This is a genomic window from Arthrobacter sp. MMS24-T111, assembly GCF_054888995.1.
In genome coordinates, this window is the sequence record NZ_JBTZRO010000001.1 from 1,470,630 (window position 1) to 1,493,011 (window position 22,382).

At 66.1% G+C, this 22,382-nt stretch carries 21 protein-coding genes and 1 pseudogene; 15 read left to right on the forward strand and 7 right to left on the reverse strand.

Features of this window, described 5'->3' with window-relative positions; genetic code table 11:
* The first annotated feature begins 139 nt into the window (after window positions 1–139).
* Both ACX5I6_RS06820 and ACX5I6_RS06825 read left to right on the forward strand, forming a co-directional pair.
* Window positions 140–271 carry a hypothetical protein gene (locus ACX5I6_RS06820; RefSeq protein WP_461839948.1) on the forward strand — a complete coding sequence of 44 codons (132 nt, stop codon included), beginning with the start codon at window positions 140–142 and terminating at the stop codon, window positions 269–271.
* A gap of 182 nt (window positions 272–453) precedes the next feature.
* Complete coding sequence (locus tag ACX5I6_RS06825) at window positions 454–777, forward strand: hypothetical protein (RefSeq protein ID WP_461839949.1); 324 nt, start codon at window positions 454–456, stop codon at window positions 775–777.
* A gap of 654 nt (window positions 778–1,431) precedes the next feature.
* On the opposite strand, the gene ACX5I6_RS06830 is transcribed toward ACX5I6_RS06825, so the two are convergent.
* A complete protein-coding gene (locus tag ACX5I6_RS06830) occupies window positions 1,432–1,899 on the reverse strand; it encodes a MarR family winged helix-turn-helix transcriptional regulator (protein WP_133831446.1) in 468 nt (155 codons plus the stop codon).
* Window positions 1,900–2,030: 131 nt separating this feature from the next.
* On the opposite strand from ACX5I6_RS06830, the gene ACX5I6_RS06835 reads away from it, so the two are divergent.
* The 11 genes and pseudogenes from ACX5I6_RS06835 (at window position 2,031) to ACX5I6_RS06885 (ending at window position 14,688) form a co-directional block, all read left to right on the forward strand.
* Window positions 2,031–2,969 carry an SDR family NAD(P)-dependent oxidoreductase gene (locus tag ACX5I6_RS06835; RefSeq protein ID WP_461839950.1) on the forward strand — a complete coding sequence of 313 codons (939 nt, stop codon included), beginning with the start codon at window positions 2,031–2,033 and terminating at the stop codon, window positions 2,967–2,969.
* A gap of 2 nt (window positions 2,970–2,971) precedes the next feature.
* A complete protein-coding gene (locus ACX5I6_RS06840; RefSeq protein ID WP_285246859.1) occupies window positions 2,972–3,865 on the forward strand; it encodes an amidohydrolase family protein in 894 nt (297 codons plus the stop codon).
* A 1-nt stretch (window position 3,866) separates the two neighbouring features.
* Complete coding sequence (locus tag ACX5I6_RS06845) at window positions 3,867–5,081, forward strand: acyl-CoA dehydrogenase family protein (RefSeq protein ID WP_461839951.1); 1,215 nt, start codon at window positions 3,867–3,869, stop codon at window positions 5,079–5,081.
* Between the two features lie 43 nt (window positions 5,082–5,124).
* Window positions 5,125–5,580, forward strand: a complete 456-nt coding sequence (locus ACX5I6_RS06850; protein WP_461839952.1) for a MaoC family dehydratase — start codon at window positions 5,125–5,127, stop codon at window positions 5,578–5,580.
* 107 nt (window positions 5,581–5,687) lie between these two features.
* Window positions 5,688–7,016, forward strand: coding sequence for an MFS transporter (locus tag ACX5I6_RS06855; protein ID WP_461839953.1), 1,329 nt, complete (start codon window positions 5,688–5,690; stop codon window positions 7,014–7,016).
* 7 nt (window positions 7,017–7,023) lie between these two features.
* Entirely contained in the window at window positions 7,024–8,586 is a 1,563-nt protein-coding gene (locus ACX5I6_RS06860) for an acyl-CoA synthetase (protein ID WP_461839954.1), read from the forward strand.
* Between the two features lie 92 nt (window positions 8,587–8,678).
* Window positions 8,679–9,692, forward strand: a complete 1,014-nt coding sequence (locus ACX5I6_RS06865) for a bile acid:sodium symporter family protein (RefSeq protein ID WP_461839955.1) — start codon at window positions 8,679–8,681, stop codon at window positions 9,690–9,692.
* Between the two features lie 207 nt (window positions 9,693–9,899).
* Window positions 9,900–10,850 carry an alpha/beta hydrolase fold domain-containing protein gene (locus ACX5I6_RS06870; protein WP_461839956.1) on the forward strand — a complete coding sequence of 317 codons (951 nt, stop codon included), beginning with the start codon at window positions 9,900–9,902 and terminating at the stop codon, window positions 10,848–10,850.
* Window positions 10,851–10,860: 10 nt separating this feature from the next.
* Window positions 10,861–11,742 (forward strand): fumarylacetoacetate hydrolase family protein, encoded by an 882-nt coding sequence (locus tag ACX5I6_RS06875; RefSeq protein WP_461839957.1) that lies wholly within the window; start codon window positions 10,861–10,863, stop codon window positions 11,740–11,742.
* The gene (locus tag ACX5I6_RS06880; RefSeq protein ID WP_461839958.1) at window positions 11,742–13,475 is read left to right on the forward strand and encodes an FAD-dependent monooxygenase; all 1,734 of its coding nucleotides are present in this window, start codon (window positions 11,742–11,744) and stop codon (window positions 13,473–13,475) included. Before ACX5I6_RS06875 ends, ACX5I6_RS06880 begins: the two co-directional genes overlap by 1 nt.
* Window positions 13,476–13,702: 227 nt before the next feature.
* A pseudogene (locus ACX5I6_RS06885) lies at window positions 13,703–14,688 on the forward strand (DUF3500 domain-containing protein).
* Between the two features lie 53 nt (window positions 14,689–14,741).
* Here ACX5I6_RS06885 and ACX5I6_RS06890 read toward each other — a convergent pair.
* The 5 genes from ACX5I6_RS06890 to ACX5I6_RS06910 all read right to left on the reverse strand — a co-directional run bounded on the left by ACX5I6_RS06890 (window position 14,742) and on the right by ACX5I6_RS06910 (window position 19,671).
* Window positions 14,742–15,812, reverse strand: coding sequence for a quercetin 2,3-dioxygenase (locus ACX5I6_RS06890; RefSeq protein WP_461839959.1), 1,071 nt, complete (start codon window positions 15,810–15,812; stop codon window positions 14,742–14,744).
* A gap of 125 nt (window positions 15,813–15,937) precedes the next feature.
* Window positions 15,938–16,237: a DUF4193 domain-containing protein gene (locus ACX5I6_RS06895; RefSeq protein ID WP_018763281.1), complete on the reverse strand. Its 300-nt coding sequence runs from the start codon at window positions 16,235–16,237 to the stop codon at window positions 15,938–15,940.
* Window positions 16,238–16,360: 123 nt separating this feature from the next.
* Window positions 16,361–17,221, reverse strand: coding sequence for an SDR family NAD(P)-dependent oxidoreductase (locus ACX5I6_RS06900; protein WP_461839960.1), 861 nt, complete (start codon window positions 17,219–17,221; stop codon window positions 16,361–16,363).
* A 262-nt stretch (window positions 17,222–17,483) separates the two neighbouring features.
* Complete coding sequence (locus ACX5I6_RS06905; RefSeq protein WP_461839961.1) at window positions 17,484–18,863, reverse strand: MFS transporter; 1,380 nt, start codon at window positions 18,861–18,863, stop codon at window positions 17,484–17,486.
* Window positions 18,864–19,176: 313 nt separating this feature from the next.
* On the reverse strand, window positions 19,177–19,671 hold the full coding sequence (locus tag ACX5I6_RS06910; protein WP_461839962.1) for a hypothetical protein: 495 nt from the start codon (window positions 19,669–19,671) through the stop codon (window positions 19,177–19,179).
* 399 nt (window positions 19,672–20,070) lie between these two features.
* Here ACX5I6_RS06910 and ACX5I6_RS06915 point away from each other — a divergent pair, with 399 nt between their 5' ends.
* Together ACX5I6_RS06915 and ACX5I6_RS06920 are read left to right on the forward strand one after the other, a co-directional pair.
* Complete coding sequence (locus ACX5I6_RS06915; protein ID WP_461839963.1) at window positions 20,071–21,279, forward strand: aspartate transaminase; 1,209 nt, start codon at window positions 20,071–20,073, stop codon at window positions 21,277–21,279.
* Window positions 21,280–21,325: 46 nt separating this feature from the next.
* Entirely contained in the window at window positions 21,326–22,021 is a 696-nt protein-coding gene (locus tag ACX5I6_RS06920) for a 4-carboxy-4-hydroxy-2-oxoadipate aldolase/oxaloacetate decarboxylase (RefSeq protein WP_461839964.1), read from the forward strand.
* Window positions 22,022–22,117: 96 nt separating this feature from the next.
* On the opposite strand, the gene ACX5I6_RS06925 is transcribed toward ACX5I6_RS06920, so the two are convergent.
* The gene (locus ACX5I6_RS06925; protein WP_461839965.1) at window positions 22,118–22,360 is read right to left on the reverse strand and encodes a hypothetical protein; all 243 of its coding nucleotides are present in this window, start codon (window positions 22,358–22,360) and stop codon (window positions 22,118–22,120) included.
* Window positions 22,361–22,382: the final 22 nt, after the last annotated feature.

A 22,382-nucleotide genomic window follows, 5' to 3' on the forward strand; every position in this document is an offset into this window, starting at 1 on the left:
TAAGGATCCCTTAAAGGGCGGCCGTATCAATCTGACGCAGAAAAGCTAGTCTGATCCGAAACAAGGGAGTGATGGATGGGGCCCGCTGATTTGGTTCTGGTTGCGTTGCTGCTCTGCCTGGGAGGAAGGAGTCGGGTGCATGATCTTTGCCGTCGTAAAGAGATTCAAAATAGACGATGGCAAGCATCGAGGCTTGTTAGTGACAGTTGTTAGCGCGGTGGCCCTCGGCCTGATCCTCAGTGGCATCGAAGTCTGGTTGGTTGCAAAATAGGCCCCTTCAGGCCTTCTGGCTCTGCGCCTCGGCCGCGGGACGGTTGTGGTCCTCACTCTGTCTGGCCTCGCTCATAAGTCCCGTAGGCCGATGGCCCGGTGGGACAGCGAACCGGGGGCGACCGGTGGACGCACAGACGCGCATTTCAAGATGGGTGGCGTGCAATGCGTAGGCTTTCCTCCATGTTCAATGGCATCAGTGACGACGGCAAAGTCCTTGGGGTGACCGTACTAGACGTCAAAGAGCTTCCAACTGAGGGCTCTGTCCTCGTCCTACTGGACTACATGGAGATGGGCGAAGGTCCTGCCCGCAATTTAGCAAAATTCACGGAACAAGGCGCACTTGTCTGGCTCGCAGACCTTCCGGAGACGACAGGTTCTCATGACTGCTACCTATCCATGGACCTATCCGATGACGGCACTGTCCTTGCAAATACCTGGAATGGGTACCGCGTGACCATCGATGGTGAAACCGGCAAAGTGCTAGGCCAGAAATTCACCAAGTAACGCGCTATCGACGAGGTGTGCGGTGGCGGATCCTTCTGCGGACGCTCCCATTACTGCCGTAAAGACAACTGACTAAGTCAGTGACTAACGCTCATTGACGGACGACTTCCAAGAAAGAGAGCTAGACCCGCCGCTGAAATCAGAGCCATCAGCTCTCCCGTGACGAGCCCGAGCATCACGCCCGGTGGCGTGTAGCCTGCTTCGTTCAGCGCGATGAAAGCGACTCAAACAAGCGTGGCGACAGCCTATTCGGATGGGCGATGGCGATCGGTGCGGCAGTACTGGTCACAGGGCTCGGATTTCTGGCCCGTGACTTTCGGCGGGCAGGCCGCTTCCTGGCACTCACCCGTGCACAGGCCGGCCAGAAGCTTCGTAGCACTAACCTCAGCGCCGATGTTTTATCAGCCCGGGCTCAACGGAAGCCAACTGGGAACTGCGTCAGGACGTCACGTGAGTGCCCGGTAAGCGATCCTTCAGCGGACGCTCGGATGACGTGTCCTGCATAGGCCGTGACTAGGCGGCTCTGCCGTGGGGACCCGGCGTTTGACGGGAGGCGTCAGGGGATTCTGAGTCGTCCGAAACCTCGTCGAAGAAACGTCGGGGTCGTGGTAGCCACAGCGGGACGATGAGAATTACAGAAATCCAGGCAGCGACCTACTCCGCCGCGCCCCAAAGGGCCTTGCGCAAAAGCCGCTTCAGTTCCTGGGACTCACCATCGGTCAGTCCGGCCAGCTGGTGAAGTTCCGCGGCGTCCAGGGCTGCCCGGGCCTTGGTATGCATCCTGCGGCCCTCGGCCGTGGAGACGATGATCTTGGCGCGCCGGTCCTGCTTCCCCTGCGCCCTTTCCACCAGGCCGCGGCGCTCCAGGTCGTCCACCAGGGTGACCACCTGGCTCGGGTCCAGGCTGAGGAAGTCCGCCAGTTCCCGCTGCGTGGGCTCCAGCCCGCTGCACGCCAGCGTCAGGACCGAGAAGGAGCGCTCCCGCAGGCCAAAGTCAGCCAGGGCTTTGTTGTTCAGCACCGAGCCGGCGGCGTGCAGTTTGGCCAGCAGCAGGCCCACATCACTGCCGATCCTCGCTGCCGCAAGGCGGGGGGTCTGAACTTCGGTGCCCAAGGTGGCCATCACAACTCCGGTGTAAAAAACAATCGTTGACTTTTTCAATGATCCGTAATTTCATTGATCTAAACAAGGATCTCACACCGAAGTGGGACCACCCCAGCGGCTTCGGCCGGCGCATGCGAAGGAGCAGGCCAATGAGTTTGAACGGCAAAGTTGCAATCGTCACGGGCAGCGGGCAGGGCCTTGGCCTTGCCTACGCACAGGAACTGGCCCGCCAGGGCGCCGCCGTCGTCATCAACGACGTGAACGCCGAGACTGCCGCCCAGGCTGTGGCGCAGATCGAGGCCGACGGCGGCCGGGCCACCGCGGTGGTGGTTCCGGTAGGGACGACGGACGCCGCCAAGGCGCTGGTGGCCGGAGCCGTCGACACGTTCGGCCGGCTCGATATCCTGGTCACCAACGCCGGAATCCTGCGGGACAAGTCCCTGCTGAAGATGACGGACGAGGACTTCGACGTGGTCATCAACGTCCACCTCAAGGGCACCTTCACCTGCGTCCGGGAGGCCTTCGCGTACTTCAACGAAAACAACGTGCAGGGCCGCATCATCACCATCGGGTCGCCCACCGGGCAGCGCGGGAACTTCGGCCAGACCAACTATGCGGCGGCGAAGGCCGGGATCGTGGGCATGGTCCGCACCTGGGCGCTGGAAATGAAAAAGGCAGGCGTCACGGTCAACAGCGTCATTCCCGTGGCCGCCACCGCCATGACCAAGACCGTCCCCTACTTCCAGAAGGCGGTGGAGGCGGACGAGCGCGGCGAGGCCATGCCGTCCTTCTTCCGCCACGACCTGGGCTTTGGAACGGCCGACGACGTCGCCGGGCTGGTTGCCTTCCTCGCCTCCGACGAGGCCGCCACCATCACCGGCCAGGCCATCGGTGCAGGCGGTGACCGGCTGCAGGTGTGGACCCACCCGGAGGCAGCCACTACCGAATACCGGGAAGGTGGCTGGAGTTACGAGGCGCTGCTGGAAAGCGCCGGCCAGTTGTTCACACCGGAGACGCTTCAAAGTTACGGCGAGGAATTCCTGCCGCTGCCAGCCGACCTCCAGCCCGAACCGGCCCAGGCCCGCTGATCATGGCTACCGACCGCTACGAGCTGGGCGTCGACGCCACCAAGCTCGACGCCATCGACATGCACGTCCACCTCGAGGTGGACAGCTGCGGCCACGGCTCCCTGCCGGAGGAACTGACGGAAGCCTCGGCCAAATACTTCAAGGCCGAGGACCGCACCCCGTCCCTTGACCGCATCGCCGAGGTGTACCGCGAACTGAACATGGCCGCCGTCGTCTTCACCGTGGACGCCCGCACCCAGCTCAAGCACGAACCCAACAGCATCCCCGAACTCATCGCCGGCGCCGCCCGGAACAACGACGTCCTGATCCCGTTCGGCAGCGTCGATCCGCGCACCGGCGAGGACGCCATCGCAGGGGCCAAGCACCAGGCCATCCAACTCGGCGCCCGCGGCTTCAAGTTCCACCCCTCCCTGCAGGGTTTCGATCCGTCCAACGAACGCTTCTACCCGCTGTGGGAGACCCTCCAGGAACTGGGGTTGCCCGCCATCTTCCACACCGGCCAGAATGGCATGGGCGCGGGCCTGCCCGGCGGCTATGGCATCAAGCTCGCCTACTCCAACCCCCTCCTCCTGGACGCCGTGGCGGCGGACTTCCCGGGCTTGCAGATCATCATGGCCCACCCCTCGGTGCCGTGGCAGGACGAGGCAAACTCCATCGCCACGCACAAGGCCAACGTGTTCATCGACCTCTCCGGCTGGTCGCCCAAGTACTTCCCGGAGTCCCTGGTGAAGGCCTCCAACTCCTACCTCCAGGACAAGGTGCTGTTCGGCACCGACTTCCCGCTGATCACCCCGCAGAAATGGCTCGGTGCCTTCGCGGACCTACCCCTGAAGGACGAGGTCCGGCCCAAGATCCTCAAGGACAACGCGGTGCGCCTCCTCGGGCTGGGTGGCTGAGATGGGCACCAGCAGCACGACGACGGCACCCGGCGTGGGTGCCCGGCTCTACCAAGCGGCGGACTGGTACGACGCCGAGTCCCTGCTCACACAGGACGAGCGCCGGGTCCTGTCCCGGCTGCGGGACTTCCTGGACCGGGAAGCACAACCCCTGCTGGCCGAGTACTGGGAACGCGGCGAATTCCCGGAGCAGCTCGCCCGGCCGCTGATCGACCTGGACCTGATGGAGCCGGCTGAACTCACCGAAGACGGGCCCGCCCGCGGAATCTACCAGGGCTTCCGGATCTTCGAACTTGCCCGCACCGATGCCTCGCTGGCCACCTGGTACACCGCCCAGGCCGGCCTGTTCCGCACCACCATCCGGGTGGGCGCCTCGGCGGAGCAGCAGCGCGAGTGGATGCCACGGGTCATCGACTTCTCGCTCAAGGGCGTCTTCTCCCTGACCGAGCCTGAGCATGGATCGGACATCGCCGGCGGACTGTCCACCACCGCACGCCGTGAAGGGGACGGCTGGATCCTTGACGGCGCCAAGCGCTGGATCGGTGGCGCCGCCACCGCGGACGTCCTGGCCGTCTTCGCCCGGGACACCGCCGACGGACAGGTCAAGGCCTTCCTCGTGGACCGGGAGGCCGACGGGGTCACGTCGGAGAAGATCCACGGGAAGACGGCCCTGCGGATGATGCAGAACGCCCACATCACGTTGGAAGGCGTCCGTGTCCACGAGTCCATGCGGCTGCACAACGTGGACTCGTTCAGGGACGTCGCGGCGATGCTCCGGGCCATGCGCTCGGACGTCGCCTGGATCGCCACCGGAATAGCCGCCGGCGCCTTCGAGGCAGCCCTCGCCTACGTCAACGAACGCCGTCAGTTCGGACGCACCCTGGGGTCCTTCCAACTGGTCCAGGAGAAACTGGCCCGCATGCTGGGCAACGTCACGGCCAGCATGTCCCTGGTGGTCAGGCTCACCGAGCAGCAGGCCAAAGGCATCTACCGCGACCAGGACTCGGCCCTGGCCAAGATGCAGACATCCCTGTTCATGCGCGACACCGTAGCGCTGGCCCGGGAAGTGGTGGGCGGAAACGGCATCACCCTCGCCGCCGACGTCGCGCGTTTCCACGCTGACGCCGAGGCCGTCTACTCCTACGAAGGCACCCACGAGATCAACGCCCTCATCATCGGCCGCGCCCTCACGGGCGAAAGCGCCTTCACCCGCTGAACCACTACTTCTTCACCCAACAAACAACTGCCAGGAGGCAACGATGCCCAATCTCGTCGTCGATTTCGACACCCTGCTCACCCTGTCCGGCAAGGACCTCGGCACCACCGACTACCGCCAGATCACCCAGGACCAGATCAACCAGTTCGCGGACGCCACCGACGACCGGCAGTGGATCCACACCGACCCCGAACGCGCCAAAGACGGCCCGTTCGGCGCCCCCATCGCGCACGGCTTCCTCACCCTGTCGCTGATCATCCCGTTCTGGGGCGAGCTGTTCGACGTCGACGGCGTCACCACCAAGGTCAACTACGGCCTTGACAAGGTCCGCTTCACCTCCCCGGTGAAGGTCGGCTCCAAGGTCCGCATGCAGGCCACCATCGCCGACGTCACCGAGGTCAAGGGCGGCGCCCAGATCAAGGTCAACGCCACCATCGAGATCGAAGGCCAGGAACGGCCCGCCGTCGTCGCCGAATTCCTGGCCCGCTTCTACAAGTGAGCCAGTTCCACCAGTAACAGCAGTTCCAAAACCGAGGCTGCGCCCTTAGGCGCCGCCGCCTCAGGCAACCCCAAAAACCCCACATTCCTCCGTCTTTAGGAACAGCCATGTCCGGACACACCACGCTCGCACCCGCGGGCACGGCCGCCAAGCGCAAGGAAGCGCGCACGGTCATCCTGTCCAGCTATCTGGGCAGCACCATCGAGTTCTACGACTTCCTGTTGTACGCCACGGCCGCAGCGGTGGCCTTCCCCAAGGTCTTCTTCGCCGGCACGGACGAATGGGTGGGCGTGGTGGCGGCCTATGCCACCTTCGCTGCCGGGTACGTGGCCAGGCCGCTGGGCGGCATCATCTTCGGCCACTTCGGTGACAAGGTGGGCCGCAAGGGGATGCTGATCATCTCGATGGCCATGATGGGCATCGCCTCCACCCTCATCGGCCTGATCCCGGGCGCCGGCGTCATCGGGCCGTGGGGCGCCGTGATCCTGGTGCTCCTGCGGGTCTGCCAGGGCATCGCCGTCGGCGGTGAATGGGGCGGCGCCGCCCTCATGGCGCTGGAACACGCCGATCCCAAGCGGCGCGGCTTCGCGGCGTCCTTCGTCAACGCCGGCGCCCCCACCGGCGCCGTGCTGGGCACCTTGGTGATGGGTGCCTTCTCGGCCCTTCCGCAGGACGCCTTCCTTGCCTGGGGCTGGCGTGTGCCGTTCCTGCTGTCCTTCGTGCTCCTGATCGTGGGCATGTTCGTCCGCCTGCGGGTCTCGGAAAGCCCCATTTTCGCCGAAGCGGTGGCCAAGGAGGAGGCCCAGGCCGGCACCAAGCGCAAGATCCCGCTCCTTGAGGTGCTGCGCCGGCCCAAAGCGCTGATCATGATCATGTTCGCCGGCGCCGCCGGGTTCGGCCTGCAGGTGGTGCTGCCCACCTTCTCGGTCACCTATGCCGTCTCCAAGGGAGCGCCGCAGCAAGGTGTGCTGTACGCGTTCGCCGGGGCCTCGGCCATCTCCATCATCTTCGTCCTCCTGGGCGGCCGCCTGTCCGACCGGTTCGGCCGCCGGCCCGTGATGATCGCCGGCCTGGCCCTGTTCATCGCCTACCTGTTCCCCATGTTCGGCATGCTGGGCTCCGGCAATGTCGGCCTGGTCTTCGTAGCATTTACCGTTGCGCTGATCCTGCACTCATCCCTGTACGGGCCGCTGGCAGCGTTCGTGTCCGAACAGTTCGGCACCACGTCCCGCTACACCGGTGCCGCGATGGGCTACCAGCTGGCCACCCTCATCGGCGCAGGCTTCACCCCGGGCATCATCGCCGGCCTCTACAAGGATTCCGGCCAGAGCATCCTGCCGGTGGTGGTGTTCCTGTCCGTCATGGCCCTCGTCTCGATTGTCTTCATCGCCCTGACGCGGGAATCTAAGAACAACGACCTCACCACGGTCCGTTAGGAGAACCATGGACAACAACGGAGTTGGATCCTGGCTGCAGCGCCGCCGGCACAAATCAGGTTCCAAGGCAGCCCTCATTTCCGGAACCAGCAACCTTGGCTATGAGGAACTGGCCGAGCGGGCCGACCGCCTGGCCAACGCACTCCGGGGCCGCGGAGTGGCCAAGGGGGAGCGGGTGGCGTACCTGGGGGAGAACCACCCGTCCTTCGTGGAGACCTTCTTCGCCTGCGGCCTGCTGGGCGCCATCTTCGTCCCGCTCAACACCCGGCTTGCTCCGCCTGAACTTCAGTTCCAGCTTGAGGATTCCGGGGCCCGGCTCCTGGTCAACGCGGCCGCCCTGGAACCGTCCGCTTCCGCCGCGGTGGAGGGGACAGGGGTCACCCACTGCCTGGTGATGGCGGCCGACGGCGGGACGGAACCTTCCGGCGCCCAGCCACGGGCCGGCGTCGAACACTCCGTCACGGTGGAACACTACGAAGAGGCGCTGCAGGCGGGGGCGCCGGACCACCCCGACGTGCCGGTGGGGCTCGATGACGGGGCAATGATCCTCTACACCTCGGGGACCACCGGGAAACCCAAGGGCGCGCTCCTGACCCACGGGAACATCACGTGGAACTGCATCAACACCATCGTGGACATGGACCTGAACCGCAACGATGTGGCACTGATGATCTCACCGCTTTTCCATGTGGCATCGCTGGACATGGGCCTGCTGCCGATGCTCCTGAAGGGCGCCACCGTGGTGCTGGAGGCCAAGTTCGATCCCGCCAGGGTCCTGGAACTGGTCGAGCAGCACAAGGTGACCACCCTCAACGGGGTGCCCACCACGTTCCAGCTGCTCTGCGAACACCCGGGCTGGGAGGGGGCGGACCTCAGCTCCCTGGACAAGCTCACGTGCGGCGGCTCCGCCATTCCCCGCCGGGTCCTGGATGCGTACGAGGACCGCGGTATCGGGTTCACCAGCTGCTACGGCATGACCGAAACAGCGCCGGGAGTCACCATGCTTCCCGTGGCGCGGTCACGGGAGAAGGCCGGTTCGGCGGGCCTGCCGCACTTCTTCACGGACGTCCGGATCGCCGATCCCATGGGCGGCGCCGTGGCTCCCGGGGAGGTGGGGGAGATCCAGATCTCCGGGCCCAACGTGATCAAGGAGTACTGGAACCGGCCTGAGGCGACGGCCGGAAGCTACGCCGATTCGGTCTGGTTCCGTTCCGGCGACATGGGCTACCGGGACGGGGAAGGCTTCCTGTTTGTCTCCGACCGGCTCAAGGACATGATCATCTCCGGCGGGGAGAACATCTACCCGGCCGAGGTGGAGGCTGTCATCGCCGAGCACAGCGCCGTGGGGAGCGTGGCCGTTATCGGCGTTCCGGATGACAAATGGGGCGAGGTGCCGCAGGCGATCGTGACCCTGCGCGAGGGCGAATCCCTGACGGCGGACGGGCTGCGGAGCTTCCTCGACGGCCGGCTGGCCCGGTACAAGATCCCCAAGTCCCTGGTGGTGGTGGCCGAGATGCCCCGCACAGCCAGCGGAAAGATCCGCAAGATGGAGCTCCGCAAACAGCTCTGACGTGGACGTCCTGGCGCGGTGCGGCCCCGCCGTTGTTACCCTTCCCGGTCATCAATTGGCGGAGCCGTGCCAGCCGGTGTCACCATGATTGGATGCTTGAGGCAACTAAACCCCAGAATTCCCCGGACGGGGCACCCGCCAACCCTGCGCTGGAAGCGGAGAGCCGGATCGCCCGCATCGCGGTGACGGTGTTTCCCATCCTGGTGGTGGCCGCAGGTGTCATCGGCTTCCTGCTCCCCGGGGTCTTCAAACCCATGGCGCCCAGCGTGCCCTACCTGCTGGGCATCATCATGTTCTGCATGGGCCTGACCCTGACCCCGCCGGACTTCGCGGCGGTGGCCAAGCGGCCATGGGCGGTGGCGCTCGGAATCGTGGCGCACTACGTCATCATGCCCGGTGCCGGCTGGCTCATCGCCGGAGCCCTCAACCTCAACCCCGAACTCGCCGTCGGCGTCATCCTGGTGGGCTGCGCACCCTCCGGAACCGCTTCCAATGTGATGGCGTTCCTGGCCAAGGGCGACGTGGCCCTCTCTGTCGCCGTCGCCTCCGTTTCAACCCTGATCGCCCCGATCGTCGCGCCGCTGCTGGTCCTGTTCCTGGCCGGCTCGTACCTGCAGATCGACGCCGCCGGCATGGTGCTGGACATCGTCAAGACGGTGCTCCTGCCCGTGGTCGCCGGACTGCTGGCCCGGCTGTTCCTCAAGAAGCTCGTCGCGAAGGTGCTGCCGGCGCTGCCCTGGGCCTCCGCCGTCGTGATCTCCCTGATCGTGGCCATCGTGATGGCCGGCAGCGCCAACAAGATCCTCGACGCCGGGGCCATCGTGTTCCTTGCCGTGGTGCTCCACAACGGTTTCGGCCTGGGCCTGGGCTACCTGGCCGGCAAGCTGGGCCGCCTGGACGACAAGGCCCGCCGTGCCCTGGCGTTCGAAGTGGGGATGCAGAACTCCGGCCTTGCATCGACGCTGGCCATCGCCCACTTCGCCCCGCTCGCGGCACTCCCGTCCGCCGTTTTCTCCCTGTGGCACAACATCTCCGGCGCCATCGTTGCGGCGTGGCTGGCCAGGCGTCCGCTGAAGGAAGAGCCACCGGCGCAGGAAGCGCGCTGACCGAATCGCCGGGGTCACCCCCGTGCTCCTGCCAGTCACCGTTCGGTCCTCAGCGAACCAGTTTCATTCAGTGAAACCGCCCGCGCATCCGGACCCGCCCATGCCCCACAGTTGAGTCCATGAACGCGGACCACCTTGGTCCGGCGCCCGGCAACGCCGGGACAGAGGCAACAGGACAGAAACGGCGCGGCACACATGGAGTCAACGATGACGGCACTGCGGATCCTCCGGGGGATCGAGTTCGGCCGGCCACAGAACGCGGACCCGCTGCTGCTGGACCTTTACCTTCCGGAGGCGGCGCCCCCGGGAGGCGGGGGCAGCCGCCAGGCCGGCCTGCCCGCCGTGGTCCATTTCCACGGCGGCGGCTGGCGGACGGGGGAGCGGTCCTCCCTGGGCCCTGGCGTGGACGGTTTCCGCCTCAGCCCCATTGAGCAGCTCGCGGCCGCCAGCTTCGTGGTGGCCTCGGCCGACTACCGCCTGACGGACACCGCCACCTTCCCGGCGCAGCTGCTGGACGCCAAAGCAGCCGTCCGCTGGCTCCGGGCCCACGCTGCCGAGTACGGGGTGGACCCGGACCGGATCTACGCCTGGGGTGACTCCGCCGGCGGCCACCTGGCCAGCCTCCTCGGCCTGACGTCAGGAGGCGCGGATTTTGTGGACCCGGCCCCTGGCCCCGACGCCGACGTCGACAGCCGCGTGGCCGGCGTCGTGGCCTGGTACCCGCCCACTGACCTTGTGACCATGGGGTCCCAGGCGCGGCCTGATGCCGTTGCACGCGCCGACGACCCCGGCTCCCGCGAATCCCTGCTGATCGGTGCCCAGCCGGCGGACGCCCCCGCCAAAGCACGCGCCGCCAGTCCCGCCACCTACGTGCACCCGGACGCGCCGCCGTTCCTGCTGATCCATGGCACGGCCGACCGCTTCGTCCCCGTGGAACAGTCCACCGCCTTCGCCGCCGCGCTGAAAGCCGCCGGAAACGTCGTCGACCTCCTCCTGCTGGAGGACGCGGACCACATGTGGCAGCTTCCCGGACCGCAGCACCACGGCCGCGGAACAGGCCACCGCCGCCACCATCGAGTTCTTCCGCCGCCAGGCGGACCTGCACTGATTTCCCAACCCTTGCCCGGTGCGTACGCGCACTCCGGGAACCGGACCTGAAAGGCCCCCAATGCAGTTCATCGGCATCACCCACCACGGCGAACCCTGGGCAGCCGCCCTCGCCGGTTCCCGCGTCCTCCCGCTCGTACCCGTCCCAGGATTCTGGGCCGACGCCGAGGGCTGGCAGGACAAGGCCGCGGGCCTGGTTGCCGGCGCGGCGGGCAGTGAAGCGTCCGACGCCGGCGCCTGGCTTGAGCGCCGCAGCGTCACCGAGGTGCCGCTGGTCCCCGCCTCGGCCCGGATTATCTGCGTCGGGCTGAACTACAAGGCACACGTTGCCGAAGGCAGCTTCAAAGACCAGGAACTGCCCCCGTACCCCACCCTGTTCGCCCGCTGGACGGCGTCCCTGTCGGTGGGCAACGTCCCGGTCCCCGTCCCCGCCGGCGAAGACGGGCTGGACTGGGAAGGCGAAGTGGCCGCCTACATCGGCCGCCGGGTCGAGTCAGTGGACGAATCCGCCGCCGGCGACGCCGTCTTTGGCTACTCCACGTTCAACGACATCACCTCCCGCAGGGCCCAGAAGCTCACCTCGCAGTGGACCCTGGGCAAGAACGGCGATTTCAGCGGGCCGCTGGGTCCCCTGGTCAGCCGCGATGAGGTGGGGGACCTCCGCGAAGGCCTGCAGGTCCGCACCCGCGTCAACGGCATCGAGGCCCAGAACGGCAACACCCGGGACATGATCTTCTCCGTCCCCGCCATCATTGCCCTCATCAGCCAGACGTTCACGCTGCACCCCGGCGACGTCATCGCCACCGGCACCCCCGACGGCGTTGGCTATGCCCGCACCCCGCAGTGGCTCCTCCAGCCCGGCGACACCGTGGAAGTGGAGATCGAGAAGCTCGGCACGCTGACCACGCCGGTGGGGGACCTTTCCCTGCGGAGCCGTGCCTGATGACCGCATCCCATCACGCTGCAGACCTTCCGGCGGAGGCGCAGGTACTCATCGCCGGCGGCGGCCCCAGCGGGCTCTTCCTGGCATTGGACCTCGCCTCGCGCGGCATCGCCAGCACCGTCATCGAACCCCGCACCGCCGTGGACCACACCCGGCCGCGGGCCAAGACCACCAACGCCCGCACCATGACCCACCTGCGCCGGCTGGGGCTCGCGGACGCGCTCCGGGACGCGGCGCCGCTGCCGGTGGACTATGGGCAGGACGTGATCTTCTGCACCGGGCTCACCGGCCCCGCCGCCCACGAACTGCGCCGGTTCCGCAACGCCTTCCAACTGGTCCCCGGCCGGTACGGCCCGCAACCCGAGTGCGGCCAGCAGGTGCCGCAGCCGGTCCTTGAGGAAGTCCTCCGCAAGGCCGCAACGGACAACCCCCTGGTCACCTTCGTCACCGGGTGGTCTGTCACCGATGCCAGCTCTGCGGGCGGCGATGCCACCGGGCCGCACGCCGTCGTCGTCACCGATGCGGTGGGCACCTCCCGCACGCTGTGGGCACAGTACCTGATCGGAGCCGACGGCGGGTCCTCCACCGTCCGCCGCAGCCTGGGGCTGCGGCTGGAGGGCGGCTCCGCGGCCTTGTCCAACGTCAGCATCCTGTTCCGCTCGCAGTCCCTGGCATCGGCAATTGCACTGGACCCGGCCGTCCAGTACTGGGTGGTGGGGTCCGAAACCTCCGGCATGGTGGGGCCCATGGACCTGGAAGGCACCTGGTGGGCGATCGTCCAGGGCGTGGATCCCGCCGTCAATGTCACCGCGGAAGACGCCGCCGGGATGGTCCGCTCCCTCGTGGGCGCGGAGGTGGACATTGAGGTGGTGGCTACCGACCCCTGGACCGCCCGGATGCTGCTGGCTCCGCAGTACAGCCACGGCAGCATCTTCCTGGTGGGCGATGCCGCACACCTGAACCCGCCGTGGGGCGGCCACGGCTTCAACACCTGCATTGGCGACGCCGCCAACCTGGCCTGGAAGCTCGCCGCCGCCATCAACGGATGGGCCGGCCCCGGACTCCTGCCCAGCTATGGGGAGGAGCGCCGCCCGGTGGCCGCCCGCACCATCCGGGACGCCGCCGAAAACGGCAAGGCCCTGGCGTACCACTTCGCGGACACCCACCTCGCGGCCCCAGGGGCACGGGGCAACGCGGCGCGGCGGGCCGCCAATGCGGCACTGGCAATAAAGCGGAGCGAGTTCGACTCACTGGGCCTGGTGCTCGGCTATTCGTACGCGGACTCAACCCTGGTGGTGCCGGACGCCCTGCCAGCCCCCGCCGAGGACCCCATCCACTACCTTCCCTCAGCCGCCCCCGGCGCCCTGCTGCCGCACGCCTGGCTGGCGGACGGCACCTCCCTGTACAGCCACTTGGGAATCGGCTTCACGCTGCTGGCCGACGCCGGCGCGCTGGCCGGGGTGCCGGCGGCGGAAGCCTTCCAGCCGGTGCTGGCGGCGGCTGCCCGCACCGGCTGCCCGGTGACCATCGCCGTCGTCGGACCCGCCGACGACGGCACGCACCTTTCGCAGGTATGGGGCGCCGGCACCCTGCTGGTCCGCCCGGACCAGCACGTGGCGTGGCGGGGCAATTCCGCCGCTGCCGCAGGCGCCGCCTTGTCCGTAGCGGCCGGCTGGTCGCCCACTTCCCTCGAGACCACCAGGAGCATCCGTGCAGACGCCGTCCTTCCGTGACTACCTGTTCCCCCCGGACCATCCGCGCGTCGCTGGGATCCGCGGACTGGACGCCCGCGAGTACGCGGAAGCCGCCAAGACCGATTCGTTCGCCGGGCCCATGATCGAAGGGTGGCAGCGAGCTCTACCCTCAGCCTTTCACCGGGATCACCAGCGACGGCGTCCGGCGGGAAGGGCTGTACCAGCTCGCACCGGCGAGGCCCGGCGAAGAAGCACCCACCGCGCAGATGGTGGCGGCAGCCCGTAAGCTCCTCGGCACCCTGGACGCCGACCGGGCCCGGAAGCTCAGCCATGCCGTGGACGCCCCCGAATGGCAGAGCTGGGCCAACCCGGAGTTCATGCAGCACGACACCGGCCTCCGGCTCGATGAAGTGGAACCCGCGGTGCGCGACGCCGTGCTTGGCGTGGTGGAAGCCAGCCTGAGCGCCGAAGGCTTTGAACTGGTGCGGAACCTGATGCGCATCAACGGATTCCTGGGTGACCTGGTGGAGCTGCCGCTGCTGATGAACGAGTTCAGCTACAACTTCGCCCTCTATGGCGCGCCGTCAGAAACCGAACCGTGGGGGTGGCAAGCTTCGGCCACCACGCGGCGCTGAACTGCCTGGTCGCGGGGACGCAGCTGGTCATCTCGCCGGTGTTCATGGGCGCCGAGCCGGACATGATCGACGCCGGCCCGCACCGGGGCGTCAAAGTATTCAAGGAGCGCATCGCCCTGGCCCGGGAACTGATGCGCGCCCTGCCGGCCGAGCTACGATCCCGCGCCGTTGTGTACGGGGCAATGGTGGACCCTGCCATGCCGGAAGGCCGCCTCCACCCCGGGGACGAACGGCACCTGGGCGGCTGTTTCCAGGACAACCGGGTGATCCCGTACGAGGGCATCCGGGTTGCTGACATGCCCTCCGGGGCGCGCGCCTTGCTGGACGCGGTGGTGGACGATTTCACCGCCTACCTCCCGGAAGGCCCGCGAGCAGCCCGCCGCCGCGAAATCCGCGAGCACTACGGCGAGACATACTTCAGCTGGATCGGAGGCTGGGAAGGCGGCGAGGCGTTCTATTTCCGGCTGCAGAGCCCCGTGGTGGTCCTGGAGCTGGACCACCACACCGGCGTGTTCCTCAGCAACGAGGAGCCTGCCCCGTTCCACATGCACACCGTGGTCCGCACGCCCAACGGCAACGACTACGGCCGGGAACTCGTCAGGCAAACCACCCGGTAACACAGGGAAGGCCCGGATTTCCTTTCGGAAGTCCGGGCCTTCTGTGGTGCGGCTTAGGGGATGTCCAGGGCTGCGCGGCGCTGCGGCGGGGGACCCACCACGGTCAGGTCCATCTCGGCCTGGGCGCGGCCGAAGCCTTCCATGTCCATGTACGGTTCGCCCCCTTCGGTGTAGATGTAGTCCTCGGTGGGCTTGTTGAAGTACTCAAAGAACCCGTTGAAAACCGAGGGCGTGAGGAAACCCACCATCTGGGTGTTGTGGGCATCGAGCGCGAACGAGTGGACGGTTCCGGCGGGGGCATGCACAAAGTCGCCCTTGGTCAGGAGCATCTCGCGGCCGTTGGCGTACAGCCACATCCGGCCTTCAGTGCAGAGGAAGTTCTCCGTGTGCTGCGAGTGGAAGTGCAGCGGAATGTAGGGGGATTTGGCGCCCTTGGTGTGCACGGCGAAGTAGTTGGAGCCGGTGTTGGCGGGCCGGGACAGGTAGGTGAACATCGTCTGGTAGCTGGCCAGCCGCTCCCCCTCGCCGGCGCTAAGGAAGTAGGGGCTCTGCGTGGGCGGCAGGCCGGCGTCGTGCTTGAACGACGGCGCCACGCGCTCAACGTCGGGGAACGTGATGCCGAACTCGGCGCCCACCTCGGCCTGCTCCTGCAGGCTGGCCTTGTGCCCGGGCCTGGCCGGCGGGACGTGCGAATCGATGGGGGTGCCGACCCCCTCGTAGTAGGCTTCGCCGCCGCCGGGAGTCATCCAGTTCAGGAACCGGGTGTAGTGGCTCGCCATCCGGTAGGCGTGCGGAGTGTTCGGGGGGATGACCACCGAGTCGCCCGGCGTGAGGATCCGGCTCTCGCCAGGCAGCCAGACGTGCAGGATTCCATCGAACACGTAGAGCGTCTTGTGCTCGATGCTGTGGCTGACAAAGGGGGATTCGGCTCCCATGCCGCCGGAAACGTAGGCTGCGCTGAAGATCCCTCCGGTATCGGCGGCGCGGGCGATGACTGTCACCAGCTGGCCGTTGATCTCGTAGCGTGCGCCCTCACCGGACGCCATGTAATACGGGACTGCCTCGCCGGGCAGCGCGTTGGCCACCGGGAGTTGCTTGTTCATTTCCTCAACGCTGAGGGACATGGTTTCCTTCTTTCCAGTCGGCCGGCCCTTGCCGGAGCGTGACCTACATCATGGCTTCCACACGCTCCGTCCACGAGCCCGGATTCCAATGGTTGGAATCCGAACCTGGCCGGCCTGCCTGCCGGCTATCCCTCACATTCCTTGCAGTACTTCTTGCCGTCCTTCTCCCGGGCCAGCTGGCTGCGGTGGTGGACCAGGAAGCAGGACATGCAGGTGAACTCATCGGCCTGCACCGGGACCACCTGGATAAGGAGTTCCTCGTTGGAAAGATCCGCGCCGGGCAGCTCGAAGCTGTCCGCGAGGTCCGTCTCGTCCATGTCGGGACTGGCCTCCCGGCGGCCGGACTTATCGGACTTCAGCTCCTCCAAAGCGACGTTCGGCTCTTCCTCGGGAGTAACCCGCGGAGCGTCGTAGTCAACTGACATGTGGTGTTTTCTCCTGTCGAGCTGCAGTTGTCCAGATTGTTCTGGACAGATCGACAACGCAGGGGCGCGTCAACAAATTCCCTGCCCGCTACGTTGGCCAGTCCGTTGCCGTCCGGGAGCCGTTCACGCGAAATCCGTACCGGCCAGGCGCACGCACGCCTCCCACAACCGCCGCCTGGCTTCCGGGTCCGAGCCCATGCCCGGGGTGGGAAGCTGTTTCCGCTTCCCCCACAACTTGCCGGTCACGGCTGCAGCCTCGGGCGAGGTTGCCAGCCACAGCGGCGTGTCCGCGGCCCGTTCCGCCGTCTTGCCCAGCGTGTTGGTCAGCCGGCGTAACGGACCGCCCACGTCCTGCAGCAGCCCCGTATTCCGCACCAGTCCCGGGTGCACCGCATTGGCCACCACGCCCGTGCCGCGCAGCCGTTCGGCGAACTCCTGCGTCAGCAGGATCCGGGCCAGCATGGTGGGTGGCGTGGAACGGAGGAAACTGTATTTGCCCGTGGCGGTCTGCAGGTCATCGAACGGGAGCCTGACGTTGCCGTATTTGGAGGCGATATTGATGATGCGTGACGGCAGGGCGGCCGTGGCACCCTTCTTGAGGGCATCCAGGAGGAGCCCGGTCACCAGGAAATAGGACATCACGTTCGTGGCAAAGGTGAGCTCCAGCCCTTCCGCGGTTTCCTGGCGTTCCTTCCGGAAGACGCCGGCGGTGTTCACCAGGACGTCCACCCGGTCGTGACGGGAAAGAAGTTCGGCCATGGCCTCACGGATGGACGATTGCAGCGACAGGTCACAGGCCAGGGGCTCCAGCTCCGCGAACGGGACGCGGGTCCGGATATCCGCCATGGCCGCCAGGGCGCGCGCCTGGCTGCGGGCCACCACCACGACGGCGGCCCCTTCGCGGGTAAGGCCGGCAGCAACCGCCCGTCCAATGCCGCCGGCTGCCCCGGTCACTACCGCAATCCGCCCGTCCAACCGTGCCATCGCCATCGCCTCCACATCGCCAGCAGTTGAAGGCACTATCCCAGCACTTATCGGGGCGGCGGGCCAGGGTCTTCCGGACTGGAACCAGGGTACGCGGGGATTGGTGGTGCGGCGGTCCTGGCAACAGGAAGACCTCTTAGTGGTTGGCTGTTGGTGCCGTCACTAAGAGGTCTTCACTGTTCACAACGGAATCAACGTTGTGGGACGTTCAGCGAGCCAGTGATCATCTCAAGGGAGATATCCCGTCATCCTGCTTTTCGGTCTAACCGGCGAGGCCGCGGGCAGCTGAACTTGGGGACATGGCCGCGGCCGTGAGGACGGACGTTTCCCGTTCGCTCTGCTGCACCTCGTCGAGCTCCTTGAGGGTGTACTTCTTGGTCTCCTTGGCGGTCAGGGCTGAGGCTCCGGCCAGGACCATGAACCCGAGCGCCACCATGGACGGCCCGACCCAATCCTTCAGGTCGGGGCCAGCGAGTGCTGTCGAGAGAACGGGGCCGATGACGCCCGAGATGGCGAAGCCGACCTGGGTGCCAAGGGCGAGTCCGGAGACGCGCAGGCGGCCGGGGAACATCTCCGCGAAGAATGACGGCCAGGACGCGTTCACCATTGAGTAGAAGAGGGAGTAGTTGATGATGCCGAACAGGAAGATCAGCGACCAGTTCCCGGTCGTGATTGACCACAGGTAGGGGACCATCGTGACGCCCACGCCGCCCGTTGCGATGAGGAACATCGTCTTGCGGCCGATCTTGTCCACAAGGAATCCTGCGAGGGGCGTGATCCCGAGGGCGATCACGGCCGAGACGGTAGTCGTCAGGAGCATGGTGGGCTTATCCAGCTTGTATCCGGCGGTACCGAATGCCACCGAGAAGGTCTGCATCATGTAGCTCGTACCCGCGATGAGGGCACAGAACACGATCCGCAGCACCGCCCGCCAGTGGAAGCGCAGAAGGTGCCGGAGGGGAGCAACGTTCACCTTGGCGGCCTGGGCCTTTACGAACTCCGGCGGCTCCTCGATGTGGCGGCGGATCAGGTAGGCAGCGACGACGACGAGGGCGGAGGCCCAGAACGGCAGCCGCCAACCCCAGCTCAGCAACTGCTCCGAAGGCATGGCGGCGATCGGGATGAAGACCAGCAGGGTAAGCAGCGTGCCGGAGGAGGAACCCAAGGTGGTGAAGCTCGCCAGGAACCCGCGCCGGCCGTCGGAAGCATGCTCCAGGCTCATGGTGATGGCACTGGGCTGCTCACCGGAAAGGCACAGTCCCTGGATGACGCGGATCAGCACGAGCAAGACTGGAGCAAGAGGACCGATTTGGGCGTATGTGGGCAGGCACCCGATCAGGAAGGTGCAGCCGCCGATGCCGAACAGTGTGATCATCATGACGAACTTGCGGCCGCGACGATCGCCCAGCGGCCCCAGGATGAGGGAGCCGAGGGGGCGCACCGCGTAGCCGACCGCGAAGGTGATCATGGCGAGCAGCACGCTGAGGCCCTGGGGAAGCTCAGGTGAAAAGAAGAGCACGTTCAGAACCAACGCCGACGAGGTGCCGTACACCGCGAAGTCGTAGTACTCCAACGTCGTACCGATCCAGGCCGCGATTGCGGCCTTGACCGGGGTCTTCCTGGGAAGTGTGGTTTCTGTCATTTCGTCTCCGTGGGTGATGGGTGAACACCGGTTGCCGCTAAACCTGGGCTCTCGGAAAGAGATCTTGAATGGAATGTCCTGTGGGTCCTGCTGTGAGCTCTCTCGCAAATCGTGTTTACGGCTTTGCGGACCGGCCTCAAACATCAAGTTAACGTTTGCGGTATGGGTCACACAAAGTCGGCTTTTATGTACCTACATAGCGATTTGTTATGGCTTGGAGTCGCCGAACCTGTAGACGTTGGACGACAGGAAGCTCGCCGTGGAACGGGGATGGGAGAGCGGAGGGCCGCCGGCATGGGATCAGCCGGGACGATTATTGCGGCTGGGCCACACGCAAGCCGACGCCTCTGGTCATTTTGCGGATTTCGTCGGACTTAAGCCCGCTTGCCCCGGCAAGTTGGTAGTCGTCAAGGAGCCGGGATTTCCTGGCCCGGGCCAGTACCTGCGTTCGTTGTTCTTCCGCGTCACTCCGGGCGCCTTCGGCTGCCGCCAGCTCCGAAGCCAATCCCGCAATGAGGTGAAGATGGCCGCTCTGGGATTGGCCGGACGGGTGCAGCTCGCCGCGTGCCAGCGCGGCAGACCGGATACTGGCTGCGGGCTGTCCGGCGGCCTTCGCGACCGCGGCAACTTTCACGCCATCGCACACGGCCTGGGCGAGGCAATCACCCAACTCGGTGGTGAGGGCGCGTACCCTGCTGGACCGAAGTGCCAGGGTCGTCCTCAGCTGGGCCAGCATGGCCAGGGCTTGTTGGGCTCGGGCGGTGGCGGGGTCCGGCTTCGGGACGCCGCGGTACCGGTACGCTGCCACGCCGGCCGAGGCCTTTCCGGCGCTGGCTGAACGCGGGGGTATCCGATCGTGAGTTTTTCTGCCGGGCACCTCTGCTCCTTGTCTCCGTTGGTGTTCCGTGCCCGCGCGGCTCCCCGCCGGCAGGCGTACCCCTCCTGCGGTTCGGCCCGTCGGCCTTGGAGGCGTCGCGGGGGCCGGCGGTGTGCCTTCAGTGGGCCCGTGATCCACCCTGCAGGTTACGCCCCGGGCAAGCCGGCAGGGCAATACCGAAAGTGCGTGGAGCAATAGGCGAAAGTTCTAGGTGCTCCGTCATAAGGGCTGCTTATCTGTCCACGCACTTTAGGTCTTATCCAAGGGGGCGGCTCTTTCCCTAGGCTCGAATGAACCACCCTCATCCGTACCGGAAGCCTGGAAGACACCATGCCTGAATTCGTGCCCGCATCACGCGTAACCCGTATCAAATCCTCACCCAGCGTTGCCGCGGCGGCCCGTGTCCGGGAGCTCAAGGCCGAGGGCCGCCGGATCCTGGACCTGACGGTCGGCGAGCCGGATTTCGACACGCCCCAGCACATCAAGGACGCTGCCGTCGCAGCCATCGACCGCGGTGAAACCAAGTACACCTCGGTCACCGGGACGCCCGAACTGCAAAAGGCCATCCTGCAGACGCTGCACCGCAAAACCGGGCAGCACTACACCGCCGGCGAAATCACCATCGGGGGAGGCGGCAAGCAGGTCATCTTCACCGCATTCATGGCCACCCTCGACGCGGGCGACGAGGTTGTCATTCCCGCACCGTACTGGGTCTCCTACCCGGACATGGTGCTCGCCAACGAAGGCACCCCCGTCATCGTTTCCTGTGGTGAGGACACCGGTTTCAAACTAACCCCTGAGGCACTGGCAGGCGCACTGACGGAGCGCACCAAGTGGGTCATCCTCAACACGCCCTCCAACCCCACAGGAGCGGTGTACTCCCGCGAAGAATTGGCAGGCCTGGCCGCCGTCCTCAAGGACCACCCTGGCGTTTATGTCCTCACTGACGAGATCTACGATGAGATCCACTTCGGCGAAGAGCCCATTACGGGTTTCGTGGCCGTTGCCCCTGAGCTTAAGGACCGTGTGCTGGTCACCAACGGGGTGTCCAAGGCCTACGCGATGACCGGATGGCGGCTGGGTTACGCCGGCGGTCCGGCGCCCCTGGTGGCTGCCATCAACAAGCTGCAGTCCCAAATGTCCTCCTGCCCGTCCTCGATCAGCCAGGCGGCTGCCGCCGCGGCACTCACCGGAGACCATGCTTTCGTCCGCGAAAGCGTGGAGGTGTACCGCGAACGGCGTGATGCGGCAGTCTCCGGGCTTAACGCGGTCAATGGCCTGCAGTGCGCGACGCCGGAAGGCGCCTTTTACGCGTACGTCAACTGCGCCGGGGTCATCGGCAAGACGACGCCCGATGGCAGGCAGATCAGCAACGACGAGGACTTCACGCTGTACCTGCTGGAAGCGGCGTCAGTTGCCGTCATCCAGGGATCGGCGTACGGACTAAGCCCCTACTTCCGGATTTCCTATGCCACCGGGCTGCCGGTGATCGAGGATGCCATCGCTGCCATCGAAAAGGCCGTCAGGGCGCTTGCCTGACCCAACCACTACTCTGCCCACGCTTTCTACAAAACAGGAGCACCTCATGATCCATGTCAAAACGAAATTCGACCGCCCTTCCGAAGACGCCGTTCAGCGACTTTCCAAGTTCTCCTCTGCCACAGTGCATGAAGCACAGGGCCGCAAAGGTGCGCTGAGTTCGAAGATCAAGCCGATTGACCGCAGCATGTCCTTCTGCGGCCCCGCCGTCACCGTGGTCTGTGCACCGCGGGACAACCTGATGCTTCAGGTGGCCATCCACTACGCCCGGAAGGGCGACGTTGTCCTCGTGGCAGCCGGTGAGTACGAGGAAGCCGGGACATTCGGCGACGTGCTGGGCAACGCCATGAAGGCGAAAGGCCTGGCGGGTATGGTCACGGATTCAGGTGTCCGCGACACCAAGGACCTGATTGAACTCGGATTGCCGGTGTTCTCCGGCAGTGTCTGCATCAAGGGGACCGTCAAGGAAACCATTGGCCCGATCAACCATCCCCTGGTGTTCGGCGACGAAATTGTCTATCCGGGCGATGTCCTGCTGGGTGATGCCGACGGTGTGGTGGTGGTCCGCAAGGATGAGATCGAGGAAGTCATCAAGCTGTCGCAGGCACGCGTGGACGCTGAGGACGACCTCATCCGCCGCTACAAGGAGGGTGGCACCACCATCGAGTTGTGCAAGCTGACCGAGGTCCTGAAGGCCAAGGGGCTGCTGGTGGAAGACGCCGAATTGGAGCCCGCGCTGTAGCTTCACGCCGATGGGGTTGAACCACAGAGGCCCGGAGTTCCTCCTGGAACTCCGGGCCTTCTGTTGGCCGCCGGCGGTGCGGTGGTTCAAGCCACCTCAGTTCATCCCGGGAAGAAGATACGCAGGCGGCCCCACCTGGGAGTCGTCCAGGTACCACATGGTGGATCCGCGCTTGCCCGGCGGCATCATGCTGCCCTCGAAGACAAACACCGGATCCGAGGCAGCGCCGTCCTCGGCCCGCCAGAAACCATTGGTGGGGCAATGCGAACCGGTGCTGGCCTTAAGCTGGATCCTTCGTTCCGTGGATTTCCGGTATTGCAGGCTGGTGATCTTTTTCATGCTGGGCTCCAAGGGAATCATT